The following is a 25,102-nucleotide window of genomic DNA, read 5'->3' on the forward strand; positions in this document are numbered from 1 at the left end:
TCTCAGCCGGTGGACAGCCGGCGTTCGCGTGGTTGTCGTTGTTCGACACGCAGATCGCTGAGCGGTGTGGAGCAGCACAGCAGGATCTTGCCGTTGTCGATGTCGCGCTGCCGGATTCCGCCGTTGTGGTTCATGTCGACCTGGCCGTCGACGAGTACCGACTTGCAGGTACCGCAGTGACCTTCGCGGCATTGTGAGGCCACCTCGATGCCCGCGCCGAGGGCCGCATCGAGGATCGTCTGATCCGCTGCGCAGACGACTGTCTCGCCGGTCCGGGTGAACTCGATCGTGTACGTGTCGGTGGCGGTGTCCCGGGTTCTGGGTTCCGGGTGTGCCGTGCCAGGCGGCGGGTTATCGGTATCCGACTGCGGTGGCTGTGGTGTGGTCCGGGTGCCGGCGACGGTGGAACCGTTGAGCTGGGCGTCGAGCCGTCCCACGTACCAGGAGACGAACGCCTCGACGTCGTCCTCGACGAGTGAGTACGGCCCGGGCACGTACCCCGGGTCGCCGACGCCGTTCTGGGTGCGTTCGACGAGGTCGCAGTCCTCGGCGTTGGTGTGCTCCCACACGTGGGTGAGTTCGTCGAGGCGGTAGTCGATGCCTTCGTGGGCGTCCCGGTGCACGAGCCAGGTGGTGCGGACCATCGTCCGCGCGGGTGAGACGGGCAGGACGGAGAACACGACGGCGCAGTCGCTGAGCAGGTGGAACCACGCGTTCGGTTGCCAGTGCATGTGGAAGTCGCCGAACGCGCGGTCGCGGATCTGCCCGAGCAGTCTGGTGGACACCGGTGCGCCCTCGGCGCCGTACGAGGCGCCGAGGCCCTTCAGCGGCATGTGGTCGACCATGAATCCGGTGACCCGCGTGTCGAGTTCACGGATATGTGCGGACGGGAACCCAATGGCGTCACGGGCGGCGGACAGTGCCGAGGTCGCCGCCTGATACTGCTCGAACACCGGCCGCTGCCGGGCGGGAATCTTGCTCTCGTCGAACCGGTGAAACGGGAAGTACGCCCCGAGCAGCGCCGGATGGTTGGCTTCGCAATGGTGGCACTCGCGGTTGTTCTCCATCGTGAGTTTCCAGTTGCCCTCCTCGATGACGACGCTCTGCTGCGCGACCTTGGTGTTCGCCAGATCGAACGGCAGCAGGTACGGCTCGACCGTCGCGGCCACCTCATCGATGTCGCTCGGGGCCTCGGATGACAGGCAGATGAAGATCAGGCCGGCGATGGTGCGCACATGGACGGTGCGTAACCCGAAGCGGGCCTTGTCGAACGTCGCCGGCTGGTTCTCGGCGAACCGCAGGGTGCCGTCGGTGCCGTAGGTCCATTGGTGGTAGGGGCACACGATGTTGCCGACGGCACCGCAGCGGTCGTCGAGCAGCCGGGCACCACGGTGCCGGCACACGTTGCGGAAGGCCCGGACCTGACCGTCGTCGTCGCGGACGACGATGACCGATTCGGTTCCGACCTCGACGGTCACGTAGTCACCGTCGTCGGGTAGTTCGGCCTCGGCGGCGACGAAGATCCAATGGGTGCCGAAGATGAGTGACACGTCGAGGTCGAAGATATCGGGGCTGGTGTAGAACGGCGCCTCCAGCGTGTGCCCGGGAACTCGCCGTGCCGTCAGCGCGGCGGCGTCCACATGGTGGGGTTCATTGCTGCCGCCGAGGGCGACGGCGTCGGTGAGTGTGGTCATACCGGCGGCTCCTTCTCTGTTCTGTCCCGGAAATGGAGGTGGTGTCGTGATCGATGTTCGGTGGTGAGTGGACGGATGGCCGGCGGCGACACCGGCGCCGGCCATCCGTATCAGCACGCGAGGTGCCAACTCAGTGGGAGAACGTCGCCGCGGTCTCCGACAGGCTCTTGCCCTTGGTTTCCGGTGCCAGCGCCTGCGACAGCAGGGTGCCCGCCAGGATGATGATCGCAGCGATCGTCAGGCTCGTCGCCATCCCGAGGTTGTCGATCGACCACGGCAGCAGGAAGGTACCGAGGCCGGCGCCGATGCGGCTGCAGGCCGAGGCGAAGCCGGTGCCGATGCCACGGACCTCGGTCGGGAACACCTCGCCCGGATATACCGACGTCAGCGTGTTCACGCCGGAATTGATGAACGAGAACGCCAGCAGCATCGTCAGCATCAGCCAGCCGGGGCCATCCCACCACGCCAGGATCAGGATCAGCACGAGCGTCACCCACTGGGGCGGGATCGTCAGGGCGCGGCGGCCGAGTTTGTCGAGCAGCGCGGCCGTCGTGGCGACACCGAGGGTTGCCGCGACGGTCATGCCGACGGCACCGAACGCACTGTCCTCACCGAAACCGAAGTCTTCGAGCACGACCACCGCGAAGGTGGCGATCGCGAAGTACGGTGTGGAGGCGCAGAACCAGAACCCGGAGGCGAACACGGTGGCGCGGATGTTCTCCTTGTTGAACAGGTCGGCGAATCGTCCTTCCTTGCCGCTGGTTTCCTCCTTGTGCTTGGCCTCCAGCTCGATCTCCATCGCCTCGACCACGTTCATGTAGCGCTTGGCGATGGACTGGCCTTCGGCGATGCGGCCCTTCTGCAGGAGCCAGCGCGGTGATTCGGGCAGTCCGAGCCGGGCGATGAACAGGATCACCGCGATGACCGTCGAGGAGCCGAGGATGATGCGCCAGTTGATACCCGCGTTGTCCATGAGGGTGCCGATGAAGAACGCGATCATGAAGCCGAAGTACCAGGCGAGCACCGTCGACCCCAGGAGCCGGCCTCGGAGTCTGGCCGGTGCGAACTCGCTCAGCAGTGGCCAGCCGATGGCGTATTCGCCGCCGATCGCGACACCCATGAGCAACCGGATAACGAAAAGCTGAATCCAGTCGTCGACGAAGAACTGGCCGATGGCGATGAAGAACTGCAGGAACGAGGCGAGGACGAACAGCCCCATGTCCATCAGGAACATCGGTTTGCGGCCCCACTTGTCGGTGGCCCAACCACAGATGGGGGCACCGATGAAGATGCCGAACAGCGGTCCCGCGGCGATCAGGCCGAGTTCGAGGGAGTTGATGTTCAGGCTGTCCTCGATGGTCGAGGTGACCGGGCCGATGATGCCGAGGATGTAGCCGTCGAGGATCATGCCGCCGACCATCACCGCGACGAGGCGGAACATGAATTTGCGTTTGAACGACTCTGAGGTGACATCGACTGCGGGCGTGTGGGCTTCGGGTGTTTCGTCTAGCGTGGACATGGCACGTGCTCCTGGGGAATCGGTGTGCTGCACATGGGTTCTCCTAGAAAAATGTGGATGTGGGATCGAGCGATCGGTCCAACCCCCGCGGTGGGCCGAGTGAACTTCTGGTGGCGCTGATTTCGAGGTGACGCGGACTTCAGATGGCGCTGCACAATCGCAGCGCGTCGAGCACGGCCGCGGGGATGTCGCGGCCGGCGACGGCATCGCCGATGCGGTACAGGGCGAAGCTGCCGTCGGGGTTTGCGGTGGCCGGTTGTGGCCGCCTGGCGAGCAGTTCGCGGATGGCGATCTGCCCGAGATTTGTGGACTGTGGGCGTAGTGCCTCGTACAGTTCGGGGTCCGGTTGGGTGCCGTGTTCGATGACGACGGCGTCGCAGACCTTTTCGCGGACCGCGATGGAGCCGTCGGTCTTCAGCCTGGCGATGAGTCTGCCGTCGCGGCGTTCGATGCCGACGAGTCGCTGCAGGACGGTGGTGCGTACGTCGTGTTCGGCCATCAGCGCGAAGTATCCGGTGGCCGGGGACCCTCCGACATCGGGGGCGACGCTGCGTTCGGGTGTGGCGTATTCGATGGATCTAGCCGTGCGGGTGAGGCTTTCGATCGCATCGAGGGCCTGGTGCCCGCCATGGTCGTCGTAGACCAGGACGTCGCCGGTGAGCTTGCGGGCACCGGTGAGCACATCGCAGGTGTCGATGGCCATGTCGTCGCCGGTGACGCCGATCCGTGGGTTCGGGGTGCCGCCGGTCGCGAGGATCACCACGTCGGCGGCGGAGATCAGGTCGTGGTCGGCGTCGGGGTCGATGTAGCGGTTGCGGTGTAGCTCGACGCCGAGCCGCGCACATTCGGCGACCCGCCAGTCGATGATTCCGATGAGGTCGCGACGCCGTTCGCTGAGGGCCGCGAGCGCGACCTGCCCGCCGAAGCGGTCGGCGGCCTCGTACAGGGCGACGCGGTGCCCGCGTTCGGCGAGGACGCGGGCGGCCTCCAGTCCGGCGGGCCCGCCGCCGACCACCACGCAGTGTTTGCGGGCGTCGCTGTCGGCCGGTGGAATACGCTGTGGTACTTCATCTTCGCGGCCGGTGGCCGGATTGTGGATGCAGTTGGCGCGGCCGCTGGAGTAGATACCGTCGATGCACAGGCTCGCGCCGACGCAGGGCCGGATCTGATCGGCGCGTCCGGTGCGGGTCTTGACCGGCAGATCCGGGTCGGCCATCAGCGCGCGCACCATACCCACCATGTCGAGCAGGCCCTCGGCGATGGCGTAGCGGGCGGTGGCCACGTCGTTGATGCGGCCCGCGTGCATGATCGGGGTGGCGAGCTGCTTTTTCACCGTGCCGGCGAACTCCAGGTGCGGGGCCGACGGGGTGAACATCGGGGGGATCATCTTGGTCAGCGCGGCGTCGGTGTCGACGTTGCCGCGGGTGATGGACAGGAAGTCGACGCCTGCCGCCTCGAATCCCTTGCACATCAGCAGTCCTTCGTCGGCGACGATGCCGGAGCCGTCCTCGCGCAACTCGTCCAGCGACAGGCGCACGCCGACGATGAAATCGGCGCCGACCGCCTCACGCACCGCCGCGAAGACCTCGAGCGGGAACCGCATGCGGTTCTCCAGCGTGCCGCCGTACTCGTCGTCGCGGTGGTTGTGGAACGGCGAGAGGAACTCGTCGAGCAGATGACTGCTGTAGGCGGACAGCTCGATGCCGTCGAGGCCGGCGGCCTGGCACCGTTGTGCGGTGTCGGCGAACTCCCGGGCGATGCGCCGCAGGTCGGTGATTTCGGCCGTGCGGGAGAACGACCGGTGCGCCGGTTCGCGGGTTCCCGACGCCGACACCGCCGGAACCCATGCGCCGGTCCGGCCGAGGACGCGGTGCCCCATGTGGGTCAGTTGGGTCATCACCGCCGCACCCTGCTCGTGGACGTCGTCGGCAAGTGCCCGCAGGTAGGGCACCGCCTCGTCCCGGTACAGTTCCAGATTCCCGAACGGGGGTGCGCAGTCCGGACTGACCAGGGCGCTGCCGCCGATCATCGTCAGGGCGACTCCCCCACGGGCCTTCTCGCGGTGGTAGGCGCGATAGCGGTCCTTGGGCAGGCCGTCGTCGCTGTAGGACGGTTCGTGCGAGGTGCTCACGAGACGGTTGCGCAGGGTCAGGTTCTTGATGGTGAACGGGGTGAAGAGCGGGTCTGGCATGACGTTCTCCTCCGCGAATGGCGTCGGCGGGACGGCCGGTCAACTGCGCGCGTACTTTCGGGGCTGCACTGCGATGTGGCTGAGTTAAACCATGAGGCCTGTACTCGTCCCCGAACCCCTTTACACTCGTCTGCGATTCGGGTGAGTCAAAAAAAGATGAACGACGAAGTGACGGCCACATGAACGACGAGAGATCGGCACTCCGGCAAGCGGATCGTGAGGTCCTGCTGCGTACCGCACGGTCACGGACCGCGCCGCACGGTCTGGTGACGCGGGCGCAGATCGTGCTCGACTGCGCCGACAGCGGTGTTGCCGAGGCCGCCCGGCGGGCCGGTGTCAGCACCGCGACGGCGTCGAAATGGGTGCGCAGGTTCGCCGAGGCCGGGATCGACGGGCTCCGGGACACGCCCCGGTCGGGGCGGCCGTCGGCGGGAGCGGCGGACATCGAGCGCATCCTGCGCTACGCCCTGGTCAGTCCGCCCGCCGGATCGCCGCGCTGGTCGACACGGCTGATCGCGCAGGACATCGGCATCAGCCAGGCGACTGTCAGCCGAGTGCGGCGGCGCTTCTATCCGCAACCTGAACCCGACAGCCGGTTCGTGCCCGACGCGTCGGCGTTGGTCCTGATCTACGTCGATGTCGACGACAGCGGTTGTGCCGTCGGCTTTCACCGCACCGACCGGGCCTCGTCGGAGGTCGCGGCGGGGGCCGCTCTGCTCGATACCGTCGAGACCATCGCATGCGCGTCGCTGCTGCGGCGCCCACACGACGGCTATCCGTCCGCCGAGGGGTCAGGTGCCAGGGAGTCCGGTGCTGCCGGCGCCGACCGCGGGACACCGCGGGCCGTGGCACTGTTGCGGCGGGCGGCATCCCGGCTGCCGGCCACCCCACCGGTGACATTGGTGATCGATGTTCCGCTCGATGACGCGGCGCGGCGGTGGCTGGCGCAGCATCCCGGGTTCACGGTGCGGACGTTGACGCCCACCGAGTGGCTGATGGCGGTGCACCGCATCGCCGACTCCGTCGACAGCCGTCAGCTCACCGAGTTGCGGGCCGTCGCGGACGAGATCCGGAGAGCGTATGGGCGTTCGGGCACCAGGTTCACCTGGTCGCGCACCGATGTTCCCGACCGCGCGCGGGACACGACCGCGGTGGTGCGTGACCCGGTCGACGATGATCTCGCCCAGGTGGTGAGCGCGCTGTGCACGGCGATCACCGAGGGCGAACTCGGCGCGGGTTCGGAGGTCATGGTGCGGACCCTCGCCCGGCGGACGGCGATGTCCTCGGGACGGGTGGCGGAAGCGTTGGCGCGGCTGGCAGCCGAGGCGTTACTCGACCAGAGCGGCGGAAAGTACCTGGTACCGTTGCCCGGTGCTCGTGATGTGATCGAAACCTACACCGCCCGTGGGCTTCTGGGAACCGCGATCGCGCGCAGGCTGGCCTCCTCCCCCGATCCGCTGCCGGCGTCGATCGATGACTTCCTGGAGCGGCTCGAGGTGTGTGACCGGATGGGGCTGGCGCACGAGGCGCACATGATCGATCTCGATTTCCAGAACGAGCTTGCCAAGGCTGCGGAGATGCCGCGTATCGGCTGGATGTTTGTGCAGTTGTCGTTGCAGTTGCGGCTGTTTGTCACCATTATCGGCCTCGACTACAAATACCCGACGCGGGAGATTGTCGACGATGGGCTTCTGCTCGTATCACAATGCCGGGCAAAGGATCCCGAGGCCGCGGTGGCCGCTTGGCGGGGCAAGGTCGACAACTGTGCCCGCTACATGCTGCAGTATCTGGAGGTGATGACCGGCCGCCGTCAGGATCTGCCGGGGCGTTCGGTCAGGGCGCGGCCCAGCGGCCGCGGGTCTGACTGATATGGGTGCGCATCAGATCCTCCACCAGCTCCGGGTTGCGGGCGGCGATGGCGTCGACGATCGCGTGATGTTCGCGGGCTGATTCGGCGAGCAGGCCGCGTTCGGACAGGGACGCCAGACCGTACAGGCGGGTGTTGGCGCGTAGATCGGACACGATGGCGGTGGCCCGGGTATTGCCGGTATAGCCGAGGATTTTCAGGTGAAAGGCCCGGTCGGCCTCGGTGTAGGCGATCAGATCACCGGCTGCGGCACCGTCGACGATCGCGTCTGCCAGCGCGCGCAGACCCGGCAGGTCGGCCTCCGGGATGAGCAGAGCCGCGCGCCCGGTGAGGGCGGGTTCGATCAGCATCCGCAGGTCGGTGATGTTGTCAAGGTCGGATTCGTCCATCACGGTGACCCGGTAACCCTTGTTGGGCACGGTGGTCACCAGATTCTCCCGGACGAGGTCGAGCATCGCCTCGCGGACCGGGGTGGCCGAGATGCCGAAGCGTTCACCGAGGGCCGGTGCCGAGTACACCTCGCCGGGTTCGAGTTCACCGGCGATGATCGCCGCACGCAGGGCGCGGGTCACCTGCTCGCGCAGACTCACCTTGTCGAACTGACGCAGGTTGGTGATCGTCAACACGTGCCCCCTTCCGTCGCCGTGGTCCCGGTCGCGGCACCGTCCGGTCGATCGTATCGGACCTGGTCGGCGCTACCGGGTTCGTGCGTGTCACGGGCCGTCGCGGCATCGTCGCCGGCGAGTTCACCGAGGGTGACGGGTGCGGCGATGACCCGTTTGGCGATCGGTGCGAGCTCGTCGGCACCGGGGCGGCCGCAGGGCGAGGCGATGGCCGCGGTGGCGAAGCCGCACACCCGTCCCTGGCACCACCCCATGCCGGGCCGGGCGATGAGTTTGGCGGTGCGGGCGTCGGCGGCGCCCAGGTCGTCCCTGGCATTCTGCAACGATCCGAACGTCGTTTCCTCGCACCGGCACACGAGTGTGTCCGGGCGCAGCCAGTCCTGCCAGTGTTCCGGGACGGGGTGGGCGGTGTGCATGGCCGCGGCGAACCGTCTGCCGCGGGTGATACGCGAAGTCAGCGTTCGGACCGTTCGTGGGTGGGGTTCACGGTGGCCGCCGTCGACGGCGGCGGTCGTACCGGCGAGTTCACCCTCGGCCACCGCGAGTGCGGCACCGCCGACACCGGTGGCCTCACCGGCCACATACACACCGGGTACGGTCGACCGCTGCGCCGCGTCGACGACCGCGACCAGCGAGCCGTCGACATCGACACGCGTGGCGGCCCCGGCGGCGGTGATCAATTCCAGCGACGGGGTGAAGCCCCACCCGAACGCCACCAGATCGACGTCCACCGTCTGTGCGCGCTCATCGATGCGCCCGTCACGGCCCAGCCGCGCCAGCGTCGCCGACGTCACCCGATCGTCCCCGTGTACCGCGGTCACCACGGTGCACGTCCGGTACGGAATCCGGTGCCGCGCCAGATGATAGGCGTACTCGGCGCCCTCGATCGCCTTCGCCGGCATGGCGAGCGCGCCGAGCGGATTGCGGGCCCAGCCACGGATCACCGCCGCCGCCTCGCACACCGCGACCACCTCGGCACCGGCCTGGGCGAGGCCGGTGGCCACCGGCAGCAGGAACGGTCCGGTACCCGCGACGAGCGCGCGGGCACCGGCGACGGTGCGGTGTGCTTTGAGCAGCGCCTGTACCCCACCGGCGGCCATCACCCCGGGCAGGTCCCAGCCCGGTACCGGCAGTTGGCGGTCGTAGCCTCCGGTGCACAGGATCAGCCTTCTCGCGCGGACGGCTGCGGGTCCCTGATGTGCTCCGAAGGAGGCGGTCAGGTGCAAGGTGAAGGGTGTCGAGGGATCGGCGGGTGGCTCGAGGAACCACACCTGCCGGGAGAACAGTGCCGAGATCCGGCCGGTGCCGACGTGCATGCGGAGTGTGTCACGCAAACCGGTGTAGGTGCGCCACAGGTGGTGGCCCCGATTCTCGTCCGTCGGTCGTGTGCGTTCGTCGGGGTGACGCCAGAACTGACCGCCGGTCTGGGCGGCCGAATCGATCAGGGTGACCGTCAGTCCGGCGTCGGCGGCGGCGACCGTGGCGGCGAGCCCGGCGGGTCCGGCACCCACGACGGCGACATCGGCGACAGGTATTCCGCTCGCCGCGGAGTCCGGCTCACGCACGGTTATCGACTCCCCTGACGCCACCGCTTTCGCAGATCATGGCCCGCGCGGCGGGAACCATGCAGGCCCGCTGGTTGGGGCGCCCGTCCACGGTCAGCAGACAGTCGAAGCAGATACCGATACCGCAGAACAGGCCGCGGGGTGCTCCGCCGACGCGGGTACTGCGCCAGGACGTGATGCCGGAGTCGGTCAGGGCGGCTCCGACGCTCTGACCGGGACGGGCGGTGACGGGGCGTCCGTCGAATTCGAACGTGAGGGCGCCGGTGGTGATGCCTTCTGGGGTGTTGTTGCCGGGTCCGGTCACGTGGGGACTCCTGTGGGGGCGGGCGCAAGGGTGGGACGGTCGGGGGCGAACGGGGTCAGCGGCAGCTCGGTGGGCTGCCCGGTCATGGCCTGCACCAGTAGTTTTGCCGTGCCCACCGACAGGCCGATGCCGGCGCCCTCGTGGCCGGTGGCGTGCCACAGGCCGGGGGTGCGCGGATCCTCGCCGATCACCGGCAGGTGGTCGGGGCAGTACGGCCGGAACCCGAGATAGGTGCGCATCACCGACACCTGCCGTAGCGACGGATACAGGCGCAGTGCCTTGGCGGCGATCTCCCGGATCGCGGGCAGGGACGGTGTCTTGTCGAAGCCGACGCGTTCGCGGGACGAGCCGATGAGCACCGTGCCGCCCTCGGTGCCCTCGATGACGGTCGAGGTTTGCAGTCCGGCGTCGCCGCTTTGGGTGGCCGCGACGTACTCACCGGCATACACCTTGTGAAAGACGGTGGGCGGCAATGGTTCCGTGACGAGGACGAAACCGCGGCGCGGGAGTACCGGAAGATGGTTGCCCGCGAGGGCGGCGACTTCCCCCGCCCACGCACCGGCGCAGTTCACCACGATGGGGGCGCTGATTTCTCCCGAACTCGTCCGCACCCCGGTCACCCGGTCGCCGGCGGTGACGAATCCGGTGACCGGGGTGTCGGTGTGGACCGTCGCCCCGCGGCTGCGCGCCATGCGCAGCAGGTGGGCGGCCAGCAGGATCGGCTGGACCTGGCAGTCCTGCGGGTAGAACGCCGCCGAGGCGATGTCCCGGGTCAGGTGTGGTTCGAGGGTCGGTACCTCGTCCAATGGCACGTCCTGCACGATCACCCCCGCCGCACGCTGCCGTTCGGCGAGGTCGGTCAGGCCGTCGCGTCCTTCGGTGGTGGCCGCCACCACGAGCCCGCCCTTGAAGTCGAACTCCCAGAGCGCGCGGAAGTCGACGAGTTCGTCGGCCCACACGCGGTGCGAGTACAGCGCCAGATCCAGTTCGGGTCCGGGTTCCTTGTCGGAGACGAGCAGGTTGCCCTCACAGGAGCTCGAACTGCCCGAGACGATGGCGCCGCGCTCGACGACGGTCACCGACAGCCCGGCGCCCGTGGCGTACCAGGCGACGGCGGCGCCGACCGCCCCGGCACCGATCACCACCACATCGCAAGCGGAATGCCGGGTCACAACTCGAAACCGGCGGGAAAGGGGTCGGTGGGGTCGAGCATGTACTGGGCGGTTCCGGTCAACCAGGCCCGGCCGGTGATGGTGGGGATCACCGCTTCGATGCCGGCCACGGTGGTGGTGTCGACGAGGCGTCCGGTGAACCGGCTGCCGATGTAGGACTCGTTGACGAAGTCGGTGTGCAACGGCAGTTCACCGCGGGCGTGCAACTGCGCCATGCGGGCGCTGGTGCCGGTGCCGCACGGTGACCGGTCGAACCAGCCGGGATGGATCGCCATCGCGTGCCGCGAATGCCGGGCATCCGACCCGGGGGCCTTGAGGTACACGTGATGGCAGCCGCCGATGTCGGGGCGTTCGGGGTGGACCGGACGATTCTGGCCGTTGATCGCGTCCATGATCGTCAGACCGGCATCGAGCAACTGCTGCTTGGCCTTTCGTTCGAACGGCAGGCCGAGCGAGTCGAGGTCGACGATGGCGTAGAAGTTGCCGCCGAAGGCCATGTCGTAGGTGACCTGCCCGAACCCGGGTACCTCCACCGCCAGGTCGAGGCCGACGCTGAACGAGGGCACATTGCGGATGGTCACCGACTCCGCGTGGCCGTCGCTCACCGCGACGTCGGCGATCACCAGACCGGCCGGGGTGTCCAGGCGCAGCGTGGTGACCGGTTCGGTGACCGGCACCATCCCCGTCTCCACCAGCACCGTGGCGGTGCCGATGGTGCCGTGCCCGCACATCGGCAGCAGCCCGGACACCTCGATGAACAGCACCCCGAAATCGGCGTCGGACCGGGTGGGTGGTTGCAGGATGGACCCGCTCATCGACGCGTGGCCGCGTGGTTCGCGCATCAGCAGCTTGCGCAGGCCATCGTTGTTGTCGATGAACCACTGCCGCCGCTCGGCCATGGTGGTGCCCGGGAACACCCCGACACCGCCGGTGATCACGCGGGTCGGCATGCCCTCGGTGTGTGAGTCGACGGCGTGGTAGACGTGCGTGGTCCTCAACGGAGCGTATCCGGGTCGAGGGTGCCGTCCACCCGGCGCGGGGCCGGTATCGACTGGTCGTCGCGCAGCTCACCGGGCAGCAGGTGCTGCGGGAAGCCCTGCCAGGCGACGGCCCGGACGAAGCGGCTCAGGGCCGCGGTGCCCACCGAGGTGGTGCCGGGGGTGGTGCTGGCCGGGTAGGGGCCGCCGTGCTGCTGGGCGTAGGTCACCGATACCCCGGTCGGCCACTGGTTCCACAGGATGCGGCCCGCTTTGCGGGTCAGGACGGTGGCCAGCGGACCGACGATCGCGTCGTCGGGTTCGGCGGCGAGCGTGGCGGTGAGTTGGCCGTGCAATTTGCCGGCGATCGTCAGCAGGTCGGCGGGATCGGTGTAGGTCACCACCAGGGCCGTGGGGCCGAAGCATTCGGTGACCAGCTCGTCGAAGCCGGCGATCAGTGTGGTGCTGTCGGTGGTGAGCAGGGCGGGAGTCGGGGGATCGACCTCCGGGCCGCCGCCCGCGAGCAGCTCCACTCCCGCATGGCCGGCGAGACTGTCGCGTACCTTGCTGTGCGCCTGGGCGATTCCGCTGTGCAGGAGCAGGTGCCCGGCCGGTATCGCCGCCTCGCGGAGCAGCTCCGGGATGGCCGAGTCCGCGGGGACGAGGAGGATGCCCGGCTTGGTGCAGAACTGCCCCTGCCCGAGCGTGAACGATCCGAGGAAACCGTCGGCGATCTCCTGTGCCCGGGAGTCCGCCGCGGCCGCGGTGACGAACACCGGGTTGACGCTGCCGAGTTCACCGTAGAACGGGATCGGCTCGGGACGGGCCTGGGCGATGTTGAAAAGTGCCCGGCCGCCGGGGATTCCGCCGGTAAACGCGCCGGCCTTGATGCCGGGGTGCGCGAGGACGGCCCGGCTGTCGGCTTCGGAACGGACCAGGGCGAACAGTCCCGCGGGTGCCCCGGCGGCGTCGAGGGCGTCGATGACGACGGCGCCCGTCGCCTCCGACAGCTCGGGATGGCCGGGGTGGGTCTTGTAGATCACCGGGCACCCGGCCGCGAGGGCGGAGGCGGTGTCGCCGCCCGCTGTGCTGAACGCGAACGGGAAGTTGGAGGCGCCGAACACGAGCACCGGTCCGAGCGGAACCGAGGTGCGGCGCAGATCGGGGCGGGGTGCGCCCATGGGCCACTGCGGGTCGGCGTGGTCGATCCGCACATCGAGGTGCTCCCCCGCCGCCGCGGCATCGGCGAGCAGCCGGATCTGGAAGGTGGTGCGGGTCAGTTCGCTGGTCAGCCGTGCCTGCGGCAGGTGCGACTCGTCCAGCGCGATGGGGATCAGCCGGTCGGCGGCGGCGTCGAGGGCGTCGGCGACGGCGTGCAGGATCCGCCGACGTTCGGCGGGTTCGGTTGCCGCCCACCGGTCGCCTGCCGCGACGGTGGCGGACACCAGGTCATCGATGTGTTGCTGCGGTGCGGTCATGTCTTCTCCTTGGTCGATCCCGGGCGGGTGCGGGGCCGGGCGCGCGTGAACTTGGCCGGGCGATACAGATTATGTTCCGCCGGTGGGTTTTTGGTGCCGGTCGACGATGGTGGTCGCCAGTACCAGGTCTTCCCATGACATTCCCACACCCGAGTACACGGCGGGGGTGTCCGGCCGCCGCCGGAACCGGCCGGTGACCAGATCGGCGAGATTGGCCGGTGGCTGTCTCGCCCAGTCGTCGGCGGTGCGGGCCCGCAGCAGATTGCCGCCTTCTCGCATCGCTGACGCCCGCGCCTCGACGACGACGTCGGCGCGGCGCACCAGTTCCGGTGGGAGCTCGGCGTTCTGGGGCCCGTGGGCACCCACAGCGGCGACAACGGTGTGCGGCCCGATGAGCGCGGCGTCGACAACCGGTGTCGGCGAGCTGGTGGCGGTCAGGACGACCGCGGCACCGGGGACGTCGGCGGGTGTACCCGCCCGCACTGCTAGCCCGGGTCTGGTTGTCTCACCGATGAATTCGTTGATGGCCCCGGGGAGGCGGCCGATCACCGCGGCGTCGATGGGGCCGAGTACCGAACGCATGGTCTGCAAGTGGCGCCGTGCCTGTGGACCGGTGCCGTAGACCACCATGGGCAACGGGCCGGGTGGTCGGGGCGGTCCTGCGGCCAGGAGCTCACGGATGGCCAGGACGGTGACGGCAGGGGTCCGGATCAGGGTCAGTTCGGGACCGTCGAGCAGTGCTCGCGGGGCAAGGTCGTCGCTGCCGACGAGCACGTAGACGCCCTGGATCTTCGGTTTTCCGCGGGCCGGGTTGTCCGGCGCGACGGTGAGTACCTTGACGCCCGCAGCGGCGCGGCCGCGGGCCGGCATGAGCAGGAACTCTCCCCCGGGCGCCGGTGAGAACAGCCGTGGGTCGTCGAGTTCGGGATCCACCGATCCCGAGACCAGCGCGTCACAGATCGCATCGACGGCCTCCGTCGGTGTGATCAGTGCACCGATGTCGGCGGCGGACAGCACCTCGACGGTTCCCATGGCTCAGTTGTACCCGGCTGCGATCGCGTTTTCGGTGGCCTTGGTGACAGCGGCGGTGAACTCGGGCGACAGCGGCGACCGCGGCGGCCGGCACACGCCGCCCTTGCGGCCGACCATGTCCATCGACAGCTTGATGGCCTGCACGAACTCGGTCTTGGAGTCCCAGCGCAGCAGCGGATGCAGATCCCGGTACAGCGGCAGCGCGGCGACCGCGTCCTCAGGCTTGCCGGAGGTGGCCAGGTCGTACAACTTGCGGCAGGCGTTAGGGAAGGCGTTGGGGTAGCCGGCGATCCAGCCGGTCGCACCGCCCAGGCCTACCTCGAGCAGTACGTCGTCGGAGCCGATGAGCACGTCGAGTTCGGGGGCGAGTTCGTGGATCTCGTAGATGCGGCGCGGGTCGCCGGTGAACTCCTTGACCGCCTTGATGTAACCGAGGCCGTGCAGTTCGGCGAGCAGGTCGGGCATCATGTCGACCTTGGTGTCGAGCGGATTGTTGTAGGCGACGATCGGCAGGCCCACCTGCGCCACGCGGCGGTAGTGGTCGACGACGGTGGCGCGGTCGGCGCGGAAGGTGTTGGGCGGCAACAGCAGAATCGACTGGGCACCGGCCTCGGCGGCCTGCTGCGCCCAGCGCACCGATTCGAGGGCGCCGTAGGCGCCGCATCCGGGCATCACCCGGAAACCCTCGGGGGCGGCGTCGACGGCGATCTGCACGACCTTGGCGCGTTCGGTGTCGGTGAGGGTCTGGTACTCCCCGAGCGAGCCGTTCGGCGTGACGCCGTCCATTCCGTTTTCGGCGAGCCACACCACTTCCTGTTCCCAGGCGTCGTAGTCGACGGACAGGTCGTCGTTGAACGGCAGGGCGGTGGCGACGTGAATACCGCGCCAGGGCTGCTGGGTCATGGGTGATCTCCTCGGGGCGTGTGGTGGTGGGAGGATTGAGAGGTCTGTTATGTGACATTGCACCATGCTGGTGCTGGTCTTTTTGGGAGGTTGTGGCACTACGATAGCAGTGCCATTGCACTGTTACAAGGGGTGGATGTGGTGCTCCGGCGGCAATGTCGGACGTGGTGGCTACCCTCTGCGACATGACCGAACCCCGGCGTATGGCGTCGACCGACCGTCGCGACACCGACCGCCCCGAATGGTTCGAGGACTTCATGCAGTCACGGACCCGGATGGGCCGCTCCCCGCACACGCTGCGCGCGCTGCGGCAGGACTTCGACGCCATCGCCACCCTGATCCTCGGCGGCTCCGACGAGCTGTCGGTGCTCGAGATCCGTCAGGTGACCAAGCGGTCCATCCAGCGCGCCTTCAGCGATTACGCCGACACCCACCGTTCCAACAGCTATCTGCGGTGCTGGTCGACATGGAATCAGTTGTGCGACTGGCTGATCGACAACGATTACCTGAACCGGATCAACCCGATGCGGACCGTCGAACGCCGTCGGCCCGAGCGGCATCACCCGAAGTCGCTGACGGCCGAGGAGATCGGGAAACTGATCGATGCCGCGTGGCAGGAGAACAACCCACCACGGAGCTGGCCCGAACTCGAGCACGCCGTCGTCGCCGTCGGGGTGCTCACCGGGGTGCGGGAGGCCGAACTGATCAGCCTGAACATCAACAGCATCCGGCACACCGAGCAGGGGCCGGTGCTGCATGTGCGTGGCAAGGGCAGCAAGGACCGGTCGATTCCGTTCGAGCCGGAGCTGCTCGAGATCATCGAGACGTATCTGCGCTCACGGACACAGGTGTTCCGGCCCCGGGCATCGGCGCGGCGCGACACTCTCGACCGCTTCGCCCCCGATGATCCGCTGTTCGTCGGTGCCGACGGTGAACGCATCACCGTCGGCACGCTCCAATCCCGCGTCGGCAGACTGTTCAAACGTGCCGGGGTGCCGACGAAACCCGGTGCGCTGCTGCACTCCTTGCGGCACACCTACGCCACCGTGCTCGCCGACACCGGGATCAATCCGTACCAGTTGCGCACTCTGCTCGGCCACGAGTCCGCCGAGACCTCGCAGCGATACATCGCGGCGGCGGGTCAGGAGAACCGGGGCGCCGCCGCCCGCAACCCGCTGTACGCCCAGTTGGGCCGATCGGTCTGACCCGGTCTATCCGCCGAGTTGTTCGGCGATCGCCGACACCCCGGCCAGCACCTCGGGGAAGGAGGTGCTCAGCGGGCTGAGTCCGAGCCGGATCCCGTCGGGCCGCCGGAAGTCCGGGATGATCCCCCGCTCCCACAGCGTGGCGGTGACCGCTTTGAAGTCGGGGTGATCGATGGTGATGTGCCCGCCTCGTCGTTGTGGATCACGGGGTGAGGACACGACCACGCCGCGGTCGCCGAGCACGGTGTCGACGGCCTGCAGCGCGAACTCGGTGAGCGCCACCGACTTCGCCCGGATCGCGGTGATCCCGGCTTCGGCGATCAGGTCGACAGAGTCCTGGATCGGCAGCATCCCGATGATCGCCGGTGTGCCGCTGATGACCCGCCGGATACCCTGCGCGGGAACATATCCCTGTTCCATCTCAAATGGGTTGTGCCGGCCCATCCAGCCCCACACCGGCTGCCGGAAGTCGTCGAGGTGGCAGGCCGCGACATAGGCGAAGGCCGGTGATCCGGGTCCGCCGTTGAGGTACTTGTAGGTGCACCCGGCGGCGAAGTCGACTCCCCAGCCGTCGAGGTCGACCTCGACCGACCCGGCCGAATGGCACAGGTCGAGCAGCAGCAGTGCCCCTGCCTCGTGAATGATGTCGACGGCGGCGGGCACGTCGATCAGGTAGCCGGAGCGGTAGGCGACATGGCTGAGCACCACCAGCGCCGTCTGCGCGGACACCACGGCGTCCAGGGCGTCGGTGGTGACCCCGCCGGCCAGGTCGACGTCGATCCAGCGCACGACAAGACCCCGGTCGGCGGCGATCGACTCGATCAGATACCTGTCGGTGGGAAAGTTCTCCCGATCCAGGACGATCTCGGTGCGGCCGGGCCGTAGATTCAGCGCACCGCACGCCAGTTTGTACAGCAGCACCGTGGTGGAATCACCGATCGTCGTCTGCCCGGCCGCGGCGCCGAGCACGATGTCACCGAGACGGTCACCGATCGTCAGCGGTAACTCGTACCAGCTCTCGTCCCAGCCGCGAATGAGCCGGCCGGCCCACTCGTCGGTGACGAATGCCGCCAGCCGCTCAGCTGACGCCGCCAGCGGCCGTCCCAGCGAATTCCCGTCCAGGTAGGCGACGATCCCCGGATCGTCGTGGCGCAGGAAACGGGACCGGTACCCGATCAGTGGGTCTGCCTCATCGAGGGAGGCCGCGGTGTCGGCGAGTTCGAAAAGCGACGATGTCATGCGACGAGCCTAAAGTGCGGCGCCGTAAGGGGCGGGACTTCAGGTGGTCTCCTCCAGGCGCCAGTCCTCGTAGGCGCGTGGATCTCCGATCGGTTCGATGTGGATCGTCGGGATCACATCGTCGACGGCCGATTCCAGCCGGGACTCGACCCGCTCGGCCAGGTCGTGCGCACGCTGCACTGTCCAGTCACCGGGTACCAGCATGTGCAGCTGCACGAACCGGATGTGTCCTGATTCCCGGGTCCGCACGTCGTGGAAGGTCACCTCGGGTGACCGGAAGTCGGCGAGAACGGCGTCGATCGCGGTGCGTTGCTCGTCGGGAAGCGCCTTGTCCATCAGCCCGGCCGCAGCTCGGCCGACCAGTCCCCCGCCGACGAACAGGATGTTGATCGCGACGGCGATCGCCACGATCGGATCGAGGATGCTCCACCCGGTGATAGCGACCAGCGCGATCGCCACCAGGATCCCGGCAGTGGTCCACACATCGGTCGCCAGATGTTTGCCGTCGGCCTCCAGGGTCACCGACCTGCTGCGCCGGCCCGCCCGGATCAGGGCCCAGGCGACTGCGCCGTTGATCACGCTCGCGATCACCGAGATCAGCAGACCCACCCCGGCCGACTCGATGTCCTTGGGGTTCAGCAGGCGTTCGACGGCACTGACGATGATCACCACCGCCGCGATCGCGATGCAGGTGCCCTCGATGATCGCCGAGAAATACTCGCTTTTCTGATGACCGAAGTTGTGGGTGGCGTCGGGTGGGCGGGCGGCGACCTTCAGCGCCACGAACGCCACCACCGCGGCAACCAGATTGACCACCGATTCGGCGGCGTCCGAGAGCAGACCGACCGAACCGGTGATCAGCCACGCGGTCATCTTCAACGCGATGGTGAGCGCCGCCGCCGCGATACTGAGCAGCGCCCAGCGGCTCAGATCCTGTGTCGTGTGGGCCATGGTCTCATCATCGCCCGTGGCCCAGGGTTGCGCCGGGATACCGGGCCGTGAGCTACCCGCTGCGGGAGTCGATCAGTGCTGTCAGCTCGTGCGCCGCCGCACGTGAGTCGTCCGATACGAGGTGCCCGTCACGCACCACCCACCGGCCCGCGACCATCACGTCCCGGGGCCGCCGGCCGGGCGATGCCCACAGCAGACCCTCGATCCGGTCGGCGACACCGGCGTCGAACACGTCGTCGCAGTCCCAGATGCACAGGTCCGCCGCCGCACCCGGCCGCAGATGCCCGATGTCGGTGCGGCCCAGGCCCTGTGCCGAGCCCTCGGTACACATCCCCAGCAGGGTGCCGCCGGACACGGGGTCGCCGACGAGCCCGGAAACCTGCATCGCCAGTCGTGCGTCGGCGAGCAGGTGACCGCCGTCGTTGCTGCCGCCCCCGCTGGTGCCCATGCCCACCGGAACTCCGGCCCGCAGCAGCGAGGCCACCGGGGCGATACCCCAGCCCATCGGCACATCACATCCGGGGGCGTGTGTCGCCGTCACCCCGCGGGCGGCGAGCATGTCGATCTCACCGTCGGTGATCTCGCACAGGTGCGCGACGGTCACGCCGGGTTCGAGCCAGCCCCACTCGTCGAGCAGTTCCAGCGGTCGCCGGCCGTAGCGGTCGGCGGCGATGGCGACGTCGACCTGCTCGTTGGCCTGTGTTCTGCGGCGCAGCCCCAGCGACATGGCCACCTCGCGCAGTGCCGCGAATGTCTCCGGTCCGTCGGCGTGCACCCCTGACGGACCGACGGCCAGCTGGAGTTTCCCGTCGTCGCTGATACCACCGTGGCTACCGGGCAGGTACGTGTCGTGGATCGCCGCGATCGACTCGGCGGCCGTGGCCGGGTCGTCGCGGGCCGTGCCCCGGACGAAGACCAGTCGTGCTCCCACGCCGGCCGCGGATTCGATGGTCGCCCCGGCCAACTCGACCGGATCGATACCGTCGGGCCAGGTCAGGTGATGATCGGCGACGGTGGTCACTCCGCACAGCAACGATTCGGCCAGGCCCACCCGGGCCGCGGCGGCACCGAGTTCGGGATCGACGCGTAGTCGTCCGTAGGCCGCCGACATCTGCGCCAGCCAGTCGCTCATCACCGCGAACCGGGTGCCCGGCAGGGTCCGGAACGCGCTTTGCAGCAGGTGATGATGAGCGTTGATCAGGCCGGCGGTCACCACACAACCGGAGGCGTCGATGACCTCGCCCGGCCCGTCCGGTGGTGCCGCGGACGCGATCTGGCCGTCATCGACATGGATCGGGGCATCGGTGACCGTCGCGCCGTCGATGACGACGGTGCCGCCCTCAATCCGGGTGGAGGTCACAGTTCCAGGACCAGTCGTCCACTGGTGCAACGGGAGACGCAGATCATCATCGACTCGTTCTCGGCCCGCTCCTCCGGGGTGAGTACGGTGTCGCGGTGGTCGACCTCGCCGCTGACCACTCCCACCTCGCAGGTACCGCAGATACCGTCGCGGCACGACGAGACGGTCACCACCCCGGCGTCGTCGAGGACGTCGAGGATCGTCTTGTCCTCGGGTACGACGGTGGTCAGACCCGACATCGCCAGGTCGACCTCGAACGCCGTGTTGGCCAGGGTCTCCTCCCCCGTGGCGACGAACTTCTCCGCGAACACGTCGACGGCCCGAAGATCTACGCAGGCGGCGGTCACATCGGTGACCATGGCCGGGGGCCCGCACACGTAGACCGCGGTGCCGGGCGGCAGGTCCGTCAGCGCCGCGGTGAAGTCCACCCGCCCCGACACCGACGTCTCCTGGATGGTCACGCGATCGGGGTGGCGGGCGGCCAGTTCGGCGGCGTAGGCCATCTCGGTGATCGTGCGTCCCGAGTAGATCAGCCGCCACGGCCGGCCGAAAAGTTCGGTGGCTTCGATGAGCGCGAGGATCGGGGTGATGCCGACACCGCCCGCGACGAACACGTACTCCAGCGCCCGGGTCAACGGGAAGTGATTTCGTGGGGCACCGATATCGGTGGTGTCACCGACGTTGAGGCTCGCGTGGATCGATGCCGAACCGCCGCGGCTGTCGTCGCGGTGTTCCACGGCGACGCGGTACCCGGTGAGGTCGTCGACGGAGGAACACAGCGAGTACTGGCGGATGATCCCCCCCGGGGAGGTGACATCGATGTGGGAACCGGCGGTCCAGGCGGGCAGCGCCTCGCCGTCGACCGGGGTGAGGGTGAACTCGTCGATGCGGTCGGTGAGCGAGCGTCGGGAACGGACCTGTACGGCAATGGTTGTGGTGGATGCGGAGTCGGACACGACGGGAACCTTTCAGGAGAAAGGCCATCCCTTTTGCCGGTGCCCAGCCAGGGAACCTCAGTCCCGCGACGGCGCCGGAGTGGCTTCCGCGGCCTGAACCACGATCAGCCTGGCCGGCTCGTCGCCGGCCGCACGCCATCTGTGCGGAATGTCGCCACGATAGTAGAGGCTGTCTCCGGCGTGCAATTCGACGGTGCGTTCGCCACCGAGATCGATCTGGATGGAGCCGGAGATGACGTGCACCCATTCGTCCTGTTCGTGGCAGTAGAAATTGTCGAACTCGGCGCGACTGATGACCTGTTCCTGCGGGTAGAAGGCGGCGGTGCCCGAGATCAGGAGCCGCGAGAAACCCTCGCGTTCATGCTCGCTGGTCTGCGGGATCACCACACCCTCGTGCGCACGGACCACCTGCACCCCGTCGGGAATATCGCCGAGGCCGGCGGCCGGTGATGCGGGGGTCTGTGCGGCGAGCATCAGGTTGACCTGCGTGGTGCCCAGGGCCGCGGCGATCCGGTCGAGGGTGGCCATGCTCGGCCGGGCGAGTCCACGTTCGAGCTGAGACAGAAACGGATGAGATATCCCCGCCTCGGCGGCGAGGGTCTTGAGCGTCCGGCCCTGCGCGAGCCGGGTCCGCCGGATCTCGGACCCGACGGCCTTCAGTGCCTGGTCGGGGGTGGAAAGCGTCACGGTGGGAGGACCTCGCTTCCGGGCATGAGGGCTCGCACGCGGACCCCCGAGTCGTGTTGCTGCTGAGTCAACGACTACCACGTCGCAGGCCGCAACGAAGAGCGTCGCAAGCCGAAACGAACGGTGCGCAAGGCGAAGCATTGCGGTAACACAACGGAAACCAAGGCTCCTTATCGTTGCCGATGTTGACCGTATCAACATTCGGTCATCCCCTCGTCGACCAGCCACGACGAACCTCTCGACATCCGAATATCGGTTCATCCCTCCACCTTTCGATCACACCAGCACACTTCTCGACCACCCTGAGGAATCCATGCAGACCGGTTCACCTCCCGTGCGCGGGCTCACCGCCCGCCTCGGCGACGGATCGCTCGTCGACATCACCCTGACCCCGCCCGGGGACTCGGGTGTGCGGGTGGCACGGATCGATCCGGCGGCATCACGAGGCGTGGAAAAGTCACGTGCGCAAGAGGGTTGGCTCGACCTGACCGACCACATCCTGTTCGGCGCCGCCGCCGAACCGCACGCTCACCTCGACAAGGCGCTGAGCTGGAGCGAACTCACCCCGCCGCTGGGCGATCTGCGTGCCGCGATCGCGAGCTGGGACGAGGGCGTCAACCGCTTCACCGAGGACGCCTACGTCGAGCGGGCCCGCCGCGCTGCCCTGATGATGCTCGGCAACGGCTACACCGCGATCCGTACCCATGTGAACGCTGCCGTCGCCGATGACCCGACCCGTGCGGTGCGGGCCATCGACCGCGTGCGCCGCGAACTCGCCGGGCTGATCACCATCCAGATCGTGTTCCTGCCGGCCTCGACGGTCACCGATGAGGTGGTGCTTGCCGCGCTCGACGCGGGGGCCGATATGGTCGGCGGCGCACCGCATCTGGCCGACGATCCGCTCGCCGATCTGCACCGGCTGCTCGACATCGCCGAGGCGCGCGGCGTCGGCACCGACATGCACATCGACGAGTTTCTGCACGGCGACCACCTCACCATCACCGCCTACGCCGACAGGGTGGCCGCGTGGCCGGCCGACCGGATCCGCACCGCGAGCCACTGCAGCAGGCTGTCCACATTGTCGGTGGCCGAGCTGGCCGACGTCACCGACCGGCTCGCCGCTGCGCGGGTGGGGGTGGTCGCGTTGCCGATCACCAACCTGTACCTGCAGGGGCACGACGGACCGGGCCGCGGTCAGCGCGCCATCGCTCCGATCAGCGCCCTGCGCGCCGGAGGTGTCACGGTCTGCGCCGGTGCCGACAATCTGCGCGATCCGTTCAATCCGCTCGGACGCGCCGATCCACTCGAAACGGCCGCCTTGAGTGTGGTTGCCGCACACCAGAGTCCGGCCGGTTCGATCGACCTGGTCACCGGTGATGTCCGGCGCGTACTCGGCCTCGAACCGGCCGGTCCTGCCGTCGGCGCCCGAGCCGACTTCCTCGCTGTGCGAGGCGCCGACACCGTCGATGTCATCGCCACCGCACCCGCCGACCGGGTTGTCATCGTGGGAGGCACCGTTGTCGCCCGCACCGAGACCCACCGCGAGATCGCGTTCGCCTGCCGCTGACGCGACCCGACCAGCCCGGTTTCCCGTTCCGCCCCTCTGACCCTGCCCCGACCACCCCCGATTGCGACCTCACGGAGGCGTTATGACCAGCCCACAGACCTCAGCCACCGAGGCCCCGGACGCTCCCGATCCGAGCACCCACCCGCTCGTCGGGTTCGAACACTGCGAACTGCGTTACCCGAACGGCACCCACGCCCTCAGCGACGTGAATCTGACGGTGCGCGAGGGGGAGTTCGTCTCCGTCGTCGGCCCGTCGGGATGCGGCAAGTCGACGCTGCTGCGCCTGTCGGCGGGTCTGGAGAAGATCACCGGCGGCTACCTGCAGTGCGGTGCCCAGCGCACCGGGTACGTCTTCCAGGACGCCACACTGCTGCCGTGGCGCAGCGTCGTCGACAACGTGGCGCTGCTCGGCGAACTCGACGGGGTGAGTAAGGCCGAACGCCGCAAGCGGGCCGAGGAGGCCATCGGCACGGTCGGTCTGACCGGTTTCGAAAACCATCTGCCCCATCAGCTTTCCGGTGGCATGCGGATGCGCGTGTCGCTGGCCCGGGCGCTGACCCTGGAGCCGGAACTGTTTCTGTTCGACGAGCCGTTCGCCGCGCTCGACGAGATCACCCGCGAACGGCTCGGTGTGGAACTGACCGAACTGTTCGCCGCCCGCCCGTTCGCCGGGCTCTTCATCACCCACTCGGTGTCGGAGGCGGTGTTCCTGTCCAGCCGCGTCCTGGTGATGTCGGGACGGCCCGGCACCATCGTCGAGGAGTTCGAGGTTCCCTTCCCGTTCCCCCGCCCGCCCGAACTGCGTTTCGAGGCCGAATTCAGCGAACTCGCCGGCCGTGTGTCGGTGGCACTGCGAGAGGCACACTCATGACCACGCCCCAGACCGATCAGCCGGCCGCCCAGCAGGATCCGAGCCACCCCGATCCCGGCGCACCGTCGACCACCACCGATATCGCCGTCCACGCGAAGAAGGTGAAAGCCGCCCCCGGAGCACTCAAGAAGATGGCCGGACCGTTCGCCGTGCTCTTGCTCGTGCTGGGCGCCTGGTACCTGGTCAGCTACGGCATCCTCGACCCCGACCGCCGATTCCTGATGCCGCCACCACACGAGGTGATCACCGACGGTCTGCTCGGTGACCAGGCCGATGAGATGTGGCAGGGCCTGGCCCGCACCACCGGCGTCGCCCTGACGGGCCTGCTCATCGCCACCGTCATCGGCATGCTGTGGGCGGTGGCGATGGCCCAGTCCAAGCAACTCGAGAACGCCCTGTTCCCGTATGCGGTGGTGCTGCAATGTATCCCGGTGCTCGCGCTGGTGCCGCTCGTCGGTTTCTGGTTCGGTTTCGGGTTCGGCGCCCGCGTGTTCGTCTGTGTGCTGATCGCGCTGTTCCCGATCGTGTCCAACACCCTGTTCGGCCTCAAGTCGGTGGATCCGCGTCTGCAAGACCTGTTCGCCCTGCACAAGCCGAGCCGCTGGACCACGCTGCGCAAGCTGTACTTCCCGGCGGCCATGCCGGCGATCTTCGCGGGTCTGCGTATCTCGGCCGGTCTGGCCGTGGTCGGCGCCATCGTCGGTGACTTCTTCTTCAAGCAGGGCGAACCCGGTATCGGCGTGCTGATCGACAACTACCGCTCACGCCTGCAGGCACCCGAACTCTTCGCCTCCATTGTCCTGGCCTCGCTGTTGGGCATCGTCTTCTTCTGGTTCTTCGGCTGGCTCTCCAACCGCATCGTCGGCCGCTGGTACCAGCAGTAAACCCTCCCGTTTGCCGCTCCGCCCACGCAGGAACACCGTTCCTGCCCGCAAGATTTG

General features: G+C 68.3%; 21 protein-coding genes. 5 read left to right on the forward strand and 16 right to left on the reverse strand.

Annotation, left to right across the window (positions count from 1 at the left end; translation table 11 throughout):
- Nucleotides 1-2: 2 nt before the first annotated feature.
- The 3 genes from GOAMR_RS04900 to GOAMR_RS04910 all read right to left on the reverse strand — a co-directional run bounded on the left by GOAMR_RS04900 (nucleotide 3) and on the right by GOAMR_RS04910 (nucleotide 5,404).
- Nucleotides 3-1,694, reverse strand: coding sequence for an SRPBCC family protein (locus GOAMR_RS04900; protein ID WP_005183449.1), 1,692 nt, complete (start codon nucleotides 1,692-1,694; stop codon nucleotides 3-5).
- A 130-nt stretch (nucleotides 1,695-1,824) separates the two neighbouring features.
- The gene (locus GOAMR_RS04905) at nucleotides 1,825-3,213 is read right to left on the reverse strand and encodes an MFS transporter (RefSeq protein WP_005183453.1); all 1,389 of its coding nucleotides are present in this window, start codon (nucleotides 3,211-3,213) and stop codon (nucleotides 1,825-1,827) included.
- A 139-nt stretch (nucleotides 3,214-3,352) separates the two neighbouring features.
- Nucleotides 3,353-5,404: an NADH:flavin oxidoreductase gene (locus GOAMR_RS04910; protein ID WP_005183454.1), complete on the reverse strand. Its 2,052-nt coding sequence runs from the start codon at nucleotides 5,402-5,404 to the stop codon at nucleotides 3,353-3,355.
- Nucleotides 5,405-5,583: 179 nt separating this feature from the next.
- Here GOAMR_RS04910 and GOAMR_RS04915 point away from each other — a divergent pair, with 179 nt between their 5' ends.
- A complete protein-coding gene (locus GOAMR_RS04915; RefSeq protein WP_005183456.1) occupies nucleotides 5,584-7,272 on the forward strand; it encodes a helix-turn-helix domain-containing protein in 1,689 nt (562 codons plus the stop codon).
- Here the strand turns inward: GOAMR_RS04915 and GOAMR_RS04920 are convergent.
- The 8 genes from GOAMR_RS04920 to GOAMR_RS04955 all read right to left on the reverse strand — a co-directional run bounded on the left by GOAMR_RS04920 (nucleotide 7,238) and on the right by GOAMR_RS04955 (nucleotide 15,325).
- Nucleotides 7,238-7,897: a GntR family transcriptional regulator gene (locus GOAMR_RS04920; protein ID WP_005183457.1), complete on the reverse strand. Its 660-nt coding sequence runs from the start codon at nucleotides 7,895-7,897 to the stop codon at nucleotides 7,238-7,240. The genes GOAMR_RS04915 and GOAMR_RS04920 overlap by 35 nt on opposite strands.
- Nucleotides 7,891-9,459, reverse strand: coding sequence for an FAD-dependent oxidoreductase (locus GOAMR_RS04925; RefSeq protein WP_005183458.1), 1,569 nt, complete (start codon nucleotides 9,457-9,459; stop codon nucleotides 7,891-7,893). Before GOAMR_RS04925 ends, GOAMR_RS04920 begins: the two co-directional genes overlap by 7 nt.
- Entirely contained in the window at nucleotides 9,452-9,763 is a 312-nt protein-coding gene (locus tag GOAMR_RS04930; protein ID WP_005183459.1) for a (2Fe-2S)-binding protein, read from the reverse strand. The genes GOAMR_RS04925 and GOAMR_RS04930 overlap by 8 nt, the downstream gene beginning before the upstream one ends.
- A complete protein-coding gene (locus GOAMR_RS04935; RefSeq protein WP_005183460.1) occupies nucleotides 9,760-10,935 on the reverse strand; it encodes an NAD(P)/FAD-dependent oxidoreductase in 1,176 nt (391 codons plus the stop codon). The genes GOAMR_RS04930 and GOAMR_RS04935 overlap by 4 nt, the downstream gene beginning before the upstream one ends.
- Nucleotides 10,932-11,933 (reverse strand): proline racemase family protein, encoded by a 1,002-nt coding sequence (locus tag GOAMR_RS04940; RefSeq protein ID WP_005183461.1) that lies wholly within the window; start codon nucleotides 11,931-11,933, stop codon nucleotides 10,932-10,934. Before GOAMR_RS04940 ends, GOAMR_RS04935 begins: the two co-directional genes overlap by 4 nt.
- Nucleotides 11,930-13,390, reverse strand: coding sequence for an aldehyde dehydrogenase (NADP(+)) (locus tag GOAMR_RS04945; RefSeq protein WP_005183478.1), 1,461 nt, complete (start codon nucleotides 13,388-13,390; stop codon nucleotides 11,930-11,932). Before GOAMR_RS04945 ends, GOAMR_RS04940 begins: the two co-directional genes overlap by 4 nt.
- 69 nt (nucleotides 13,391-13,459) lie before the next feature.
- Nucleotides 13,460-14,422 (reverse strand): ornithine cyclodeaminase family protein, encoded by a 963-nt coding sequence (locus GOAMR_RS04950; RefSeq protein WP_005183480.1) that lies wholly within the window; start codon nucleotides 14,420-14,422, stop codon nucleotides 13,460-13,462.
- A gap of 3 nt (nucleotides 14,423-14,425) precedes the next feature.
- Nucleotides 14,426-15,325, reverse strand: a complete 900-nt coding sequence (locus GOAMR_RS04955) for a dihydrodipicolinate synthase family protein (RefSeq protein ID WP_005183483.1) — start codon at nucleotides 15,323-15,325, stop codon at nucleotides 14,426-14,428.
- Nucleotides 15,326-15,510: 185 nt separating this feature from the next.
- On the opposite strand from GOAMR_RS04955, the gene GOAMR_RS04960 reads away from it, so the two are divergent.
- The gene (locus tag GOAMR_RS04960) at nucleotides 15,511-16,530 is read left to right on the forward strand and encodes a tyrosine-type recombinase/integrase (protein ID WP_170319111.1); all 1,020 of its coding nucleotides are present in this window, start codon (nucleotides 15,511-15,513) and stop codon (nucleotides 16,528-16,530) included.
- 6 nt (nucleotides 16,531-16,536) lie between these two features.
- Here the strand turns inward: GOAMR_RS04960 and GOAMR_RS04965 are convergent, their stop codons facing one another.
- Genes GOAMR_RS04965 through GOAMR_RS04985 form a run of 5 tightly spaced genes read right to left on the reverse strand, consistent with a single transcriptional unit; the run spans nucleotide 16,537 to nucleotide 21,723 of the window.
- Nucleotides 16,537-17,769 (reverse strand): kynureninase, encoded by a 1,233-nt coding sequence (locus GOAMR_RS04965; protein WP_005183489.1) that lies wholly within the window; start codon nucleotides 17,767-17,769, stop codon nucleotides 16,537-16,539.
- A gap of 39 nt (nucleotides 17,770-17,808) precedes the next feature.
- A complete protein-coding gene (locus tag GOAMR_RS04970; protein WP_005183493.1) occupies nucleotides 17,809-18,720 on the reverse strand; it encodes a cation diffusion facilitator family transporter in 912 nt (303 codons plus the stop codon).
- A 52-nt stretch (nucleotides 18,721-18,772) separates the two neighbouring features.
- Complete coding sequence (locus GOAMR_RS04975; RefSeq protein WP_005183496.1) at nucleotides 18,773-20,080, reverse strand: amidohydrolase family protein; 1,308 nt, start codon at nucleotides 20,078-20,080, stop codon at nucleotides 18,773-18,775.
- Nucleotides 20,077-21,036, reverse strand: a complete 960-nt coding sequence (locus GOAMR_RS04980; RefSeq protein WP_005183499.1) for a PDR/VanB family oxidoreductase — start codon at nucleotides 21,034-21,036, stop codon at nucleotides 20,077-20,079. Before GOAMR_RS04980 ends, GOAMR_RS04975 begins: the two co-directional genes overlap by 4 nt.
- A 57-nt stretch (nucleotides 21,037-21,093) precedes the next feature.
- Nucleotides 21,094-21,723 carry a helix-turn-helix domain-containing protein gene (locus GOAMR_RS04985; RefSeq protein ID WP_005183504.1) on the reverse strand — a complete coding sequence of 210 codons (630 nt, stop codon included), beginning with the start codon at nucleotides 21,721-21,723 and terminating at the stop codon, nucleotides 21,094-21,096.
- A 313-nt stretch (nucleotides 21,724-22,036) separates the two neighbouring features.
- Here GOAMR_RS04985 and GOAMR_RS04990 point away from each other — a divergent pair, with 313 nt between their 5' ends.
- From GOAMR_RS04990 to GOAMR_RS05000, 3 genes are all read left to right on the forward strand, one after another.
- Nucleotides 22,037-23,290, forward strand: a complete 1,254-nt coding sequence (locus GOAMR_RS04990) for an amidohydrolase family protein (protein WP_005183506.1) — start codon at nucleotides 22,037-22,039, stop codon at nucleotides 23,288-23,290.
- Between the two features lie 82 nt (nucleotides 23,291-23,372).
- A complete protein-coding gene (locus GOAMR_RS04995; protein ID WP_005183511.1) occupies nucleotides 23,373-24,161 on the forward strand; it encodes an ABC transporter ATP-binding protein in 789 nt (262 codons plus the stop codon).
- Nucleotides 24,158-25,045, forward strand: coding sequence for an ABC transporter permease (locus GOAMR_RS05000; RefSeq protein ID WP_005183513.1), 888 nt, complete (start codon nucleotides 24,158-24,160; stop codon nucleotides 25,043-25,045). Before GOAMR_RS04995 ends, GOAMR_RS05000 begins: the two co-directional genes overlap by 4 nt.
- Nucleotides 25,046-25,102 lie beyond the last annotated feature (57 nt).

Origin of the sequence: Gordonia amarae NBRC 15530, from assembly GCF_000241345.1 — a bacterium.
Lineage (GTDB): Bacteria > Actinomycetota > Actinomycetes > Mycobacteriales > Mycobacteriaceae > Gordonia > Gordonia amarae.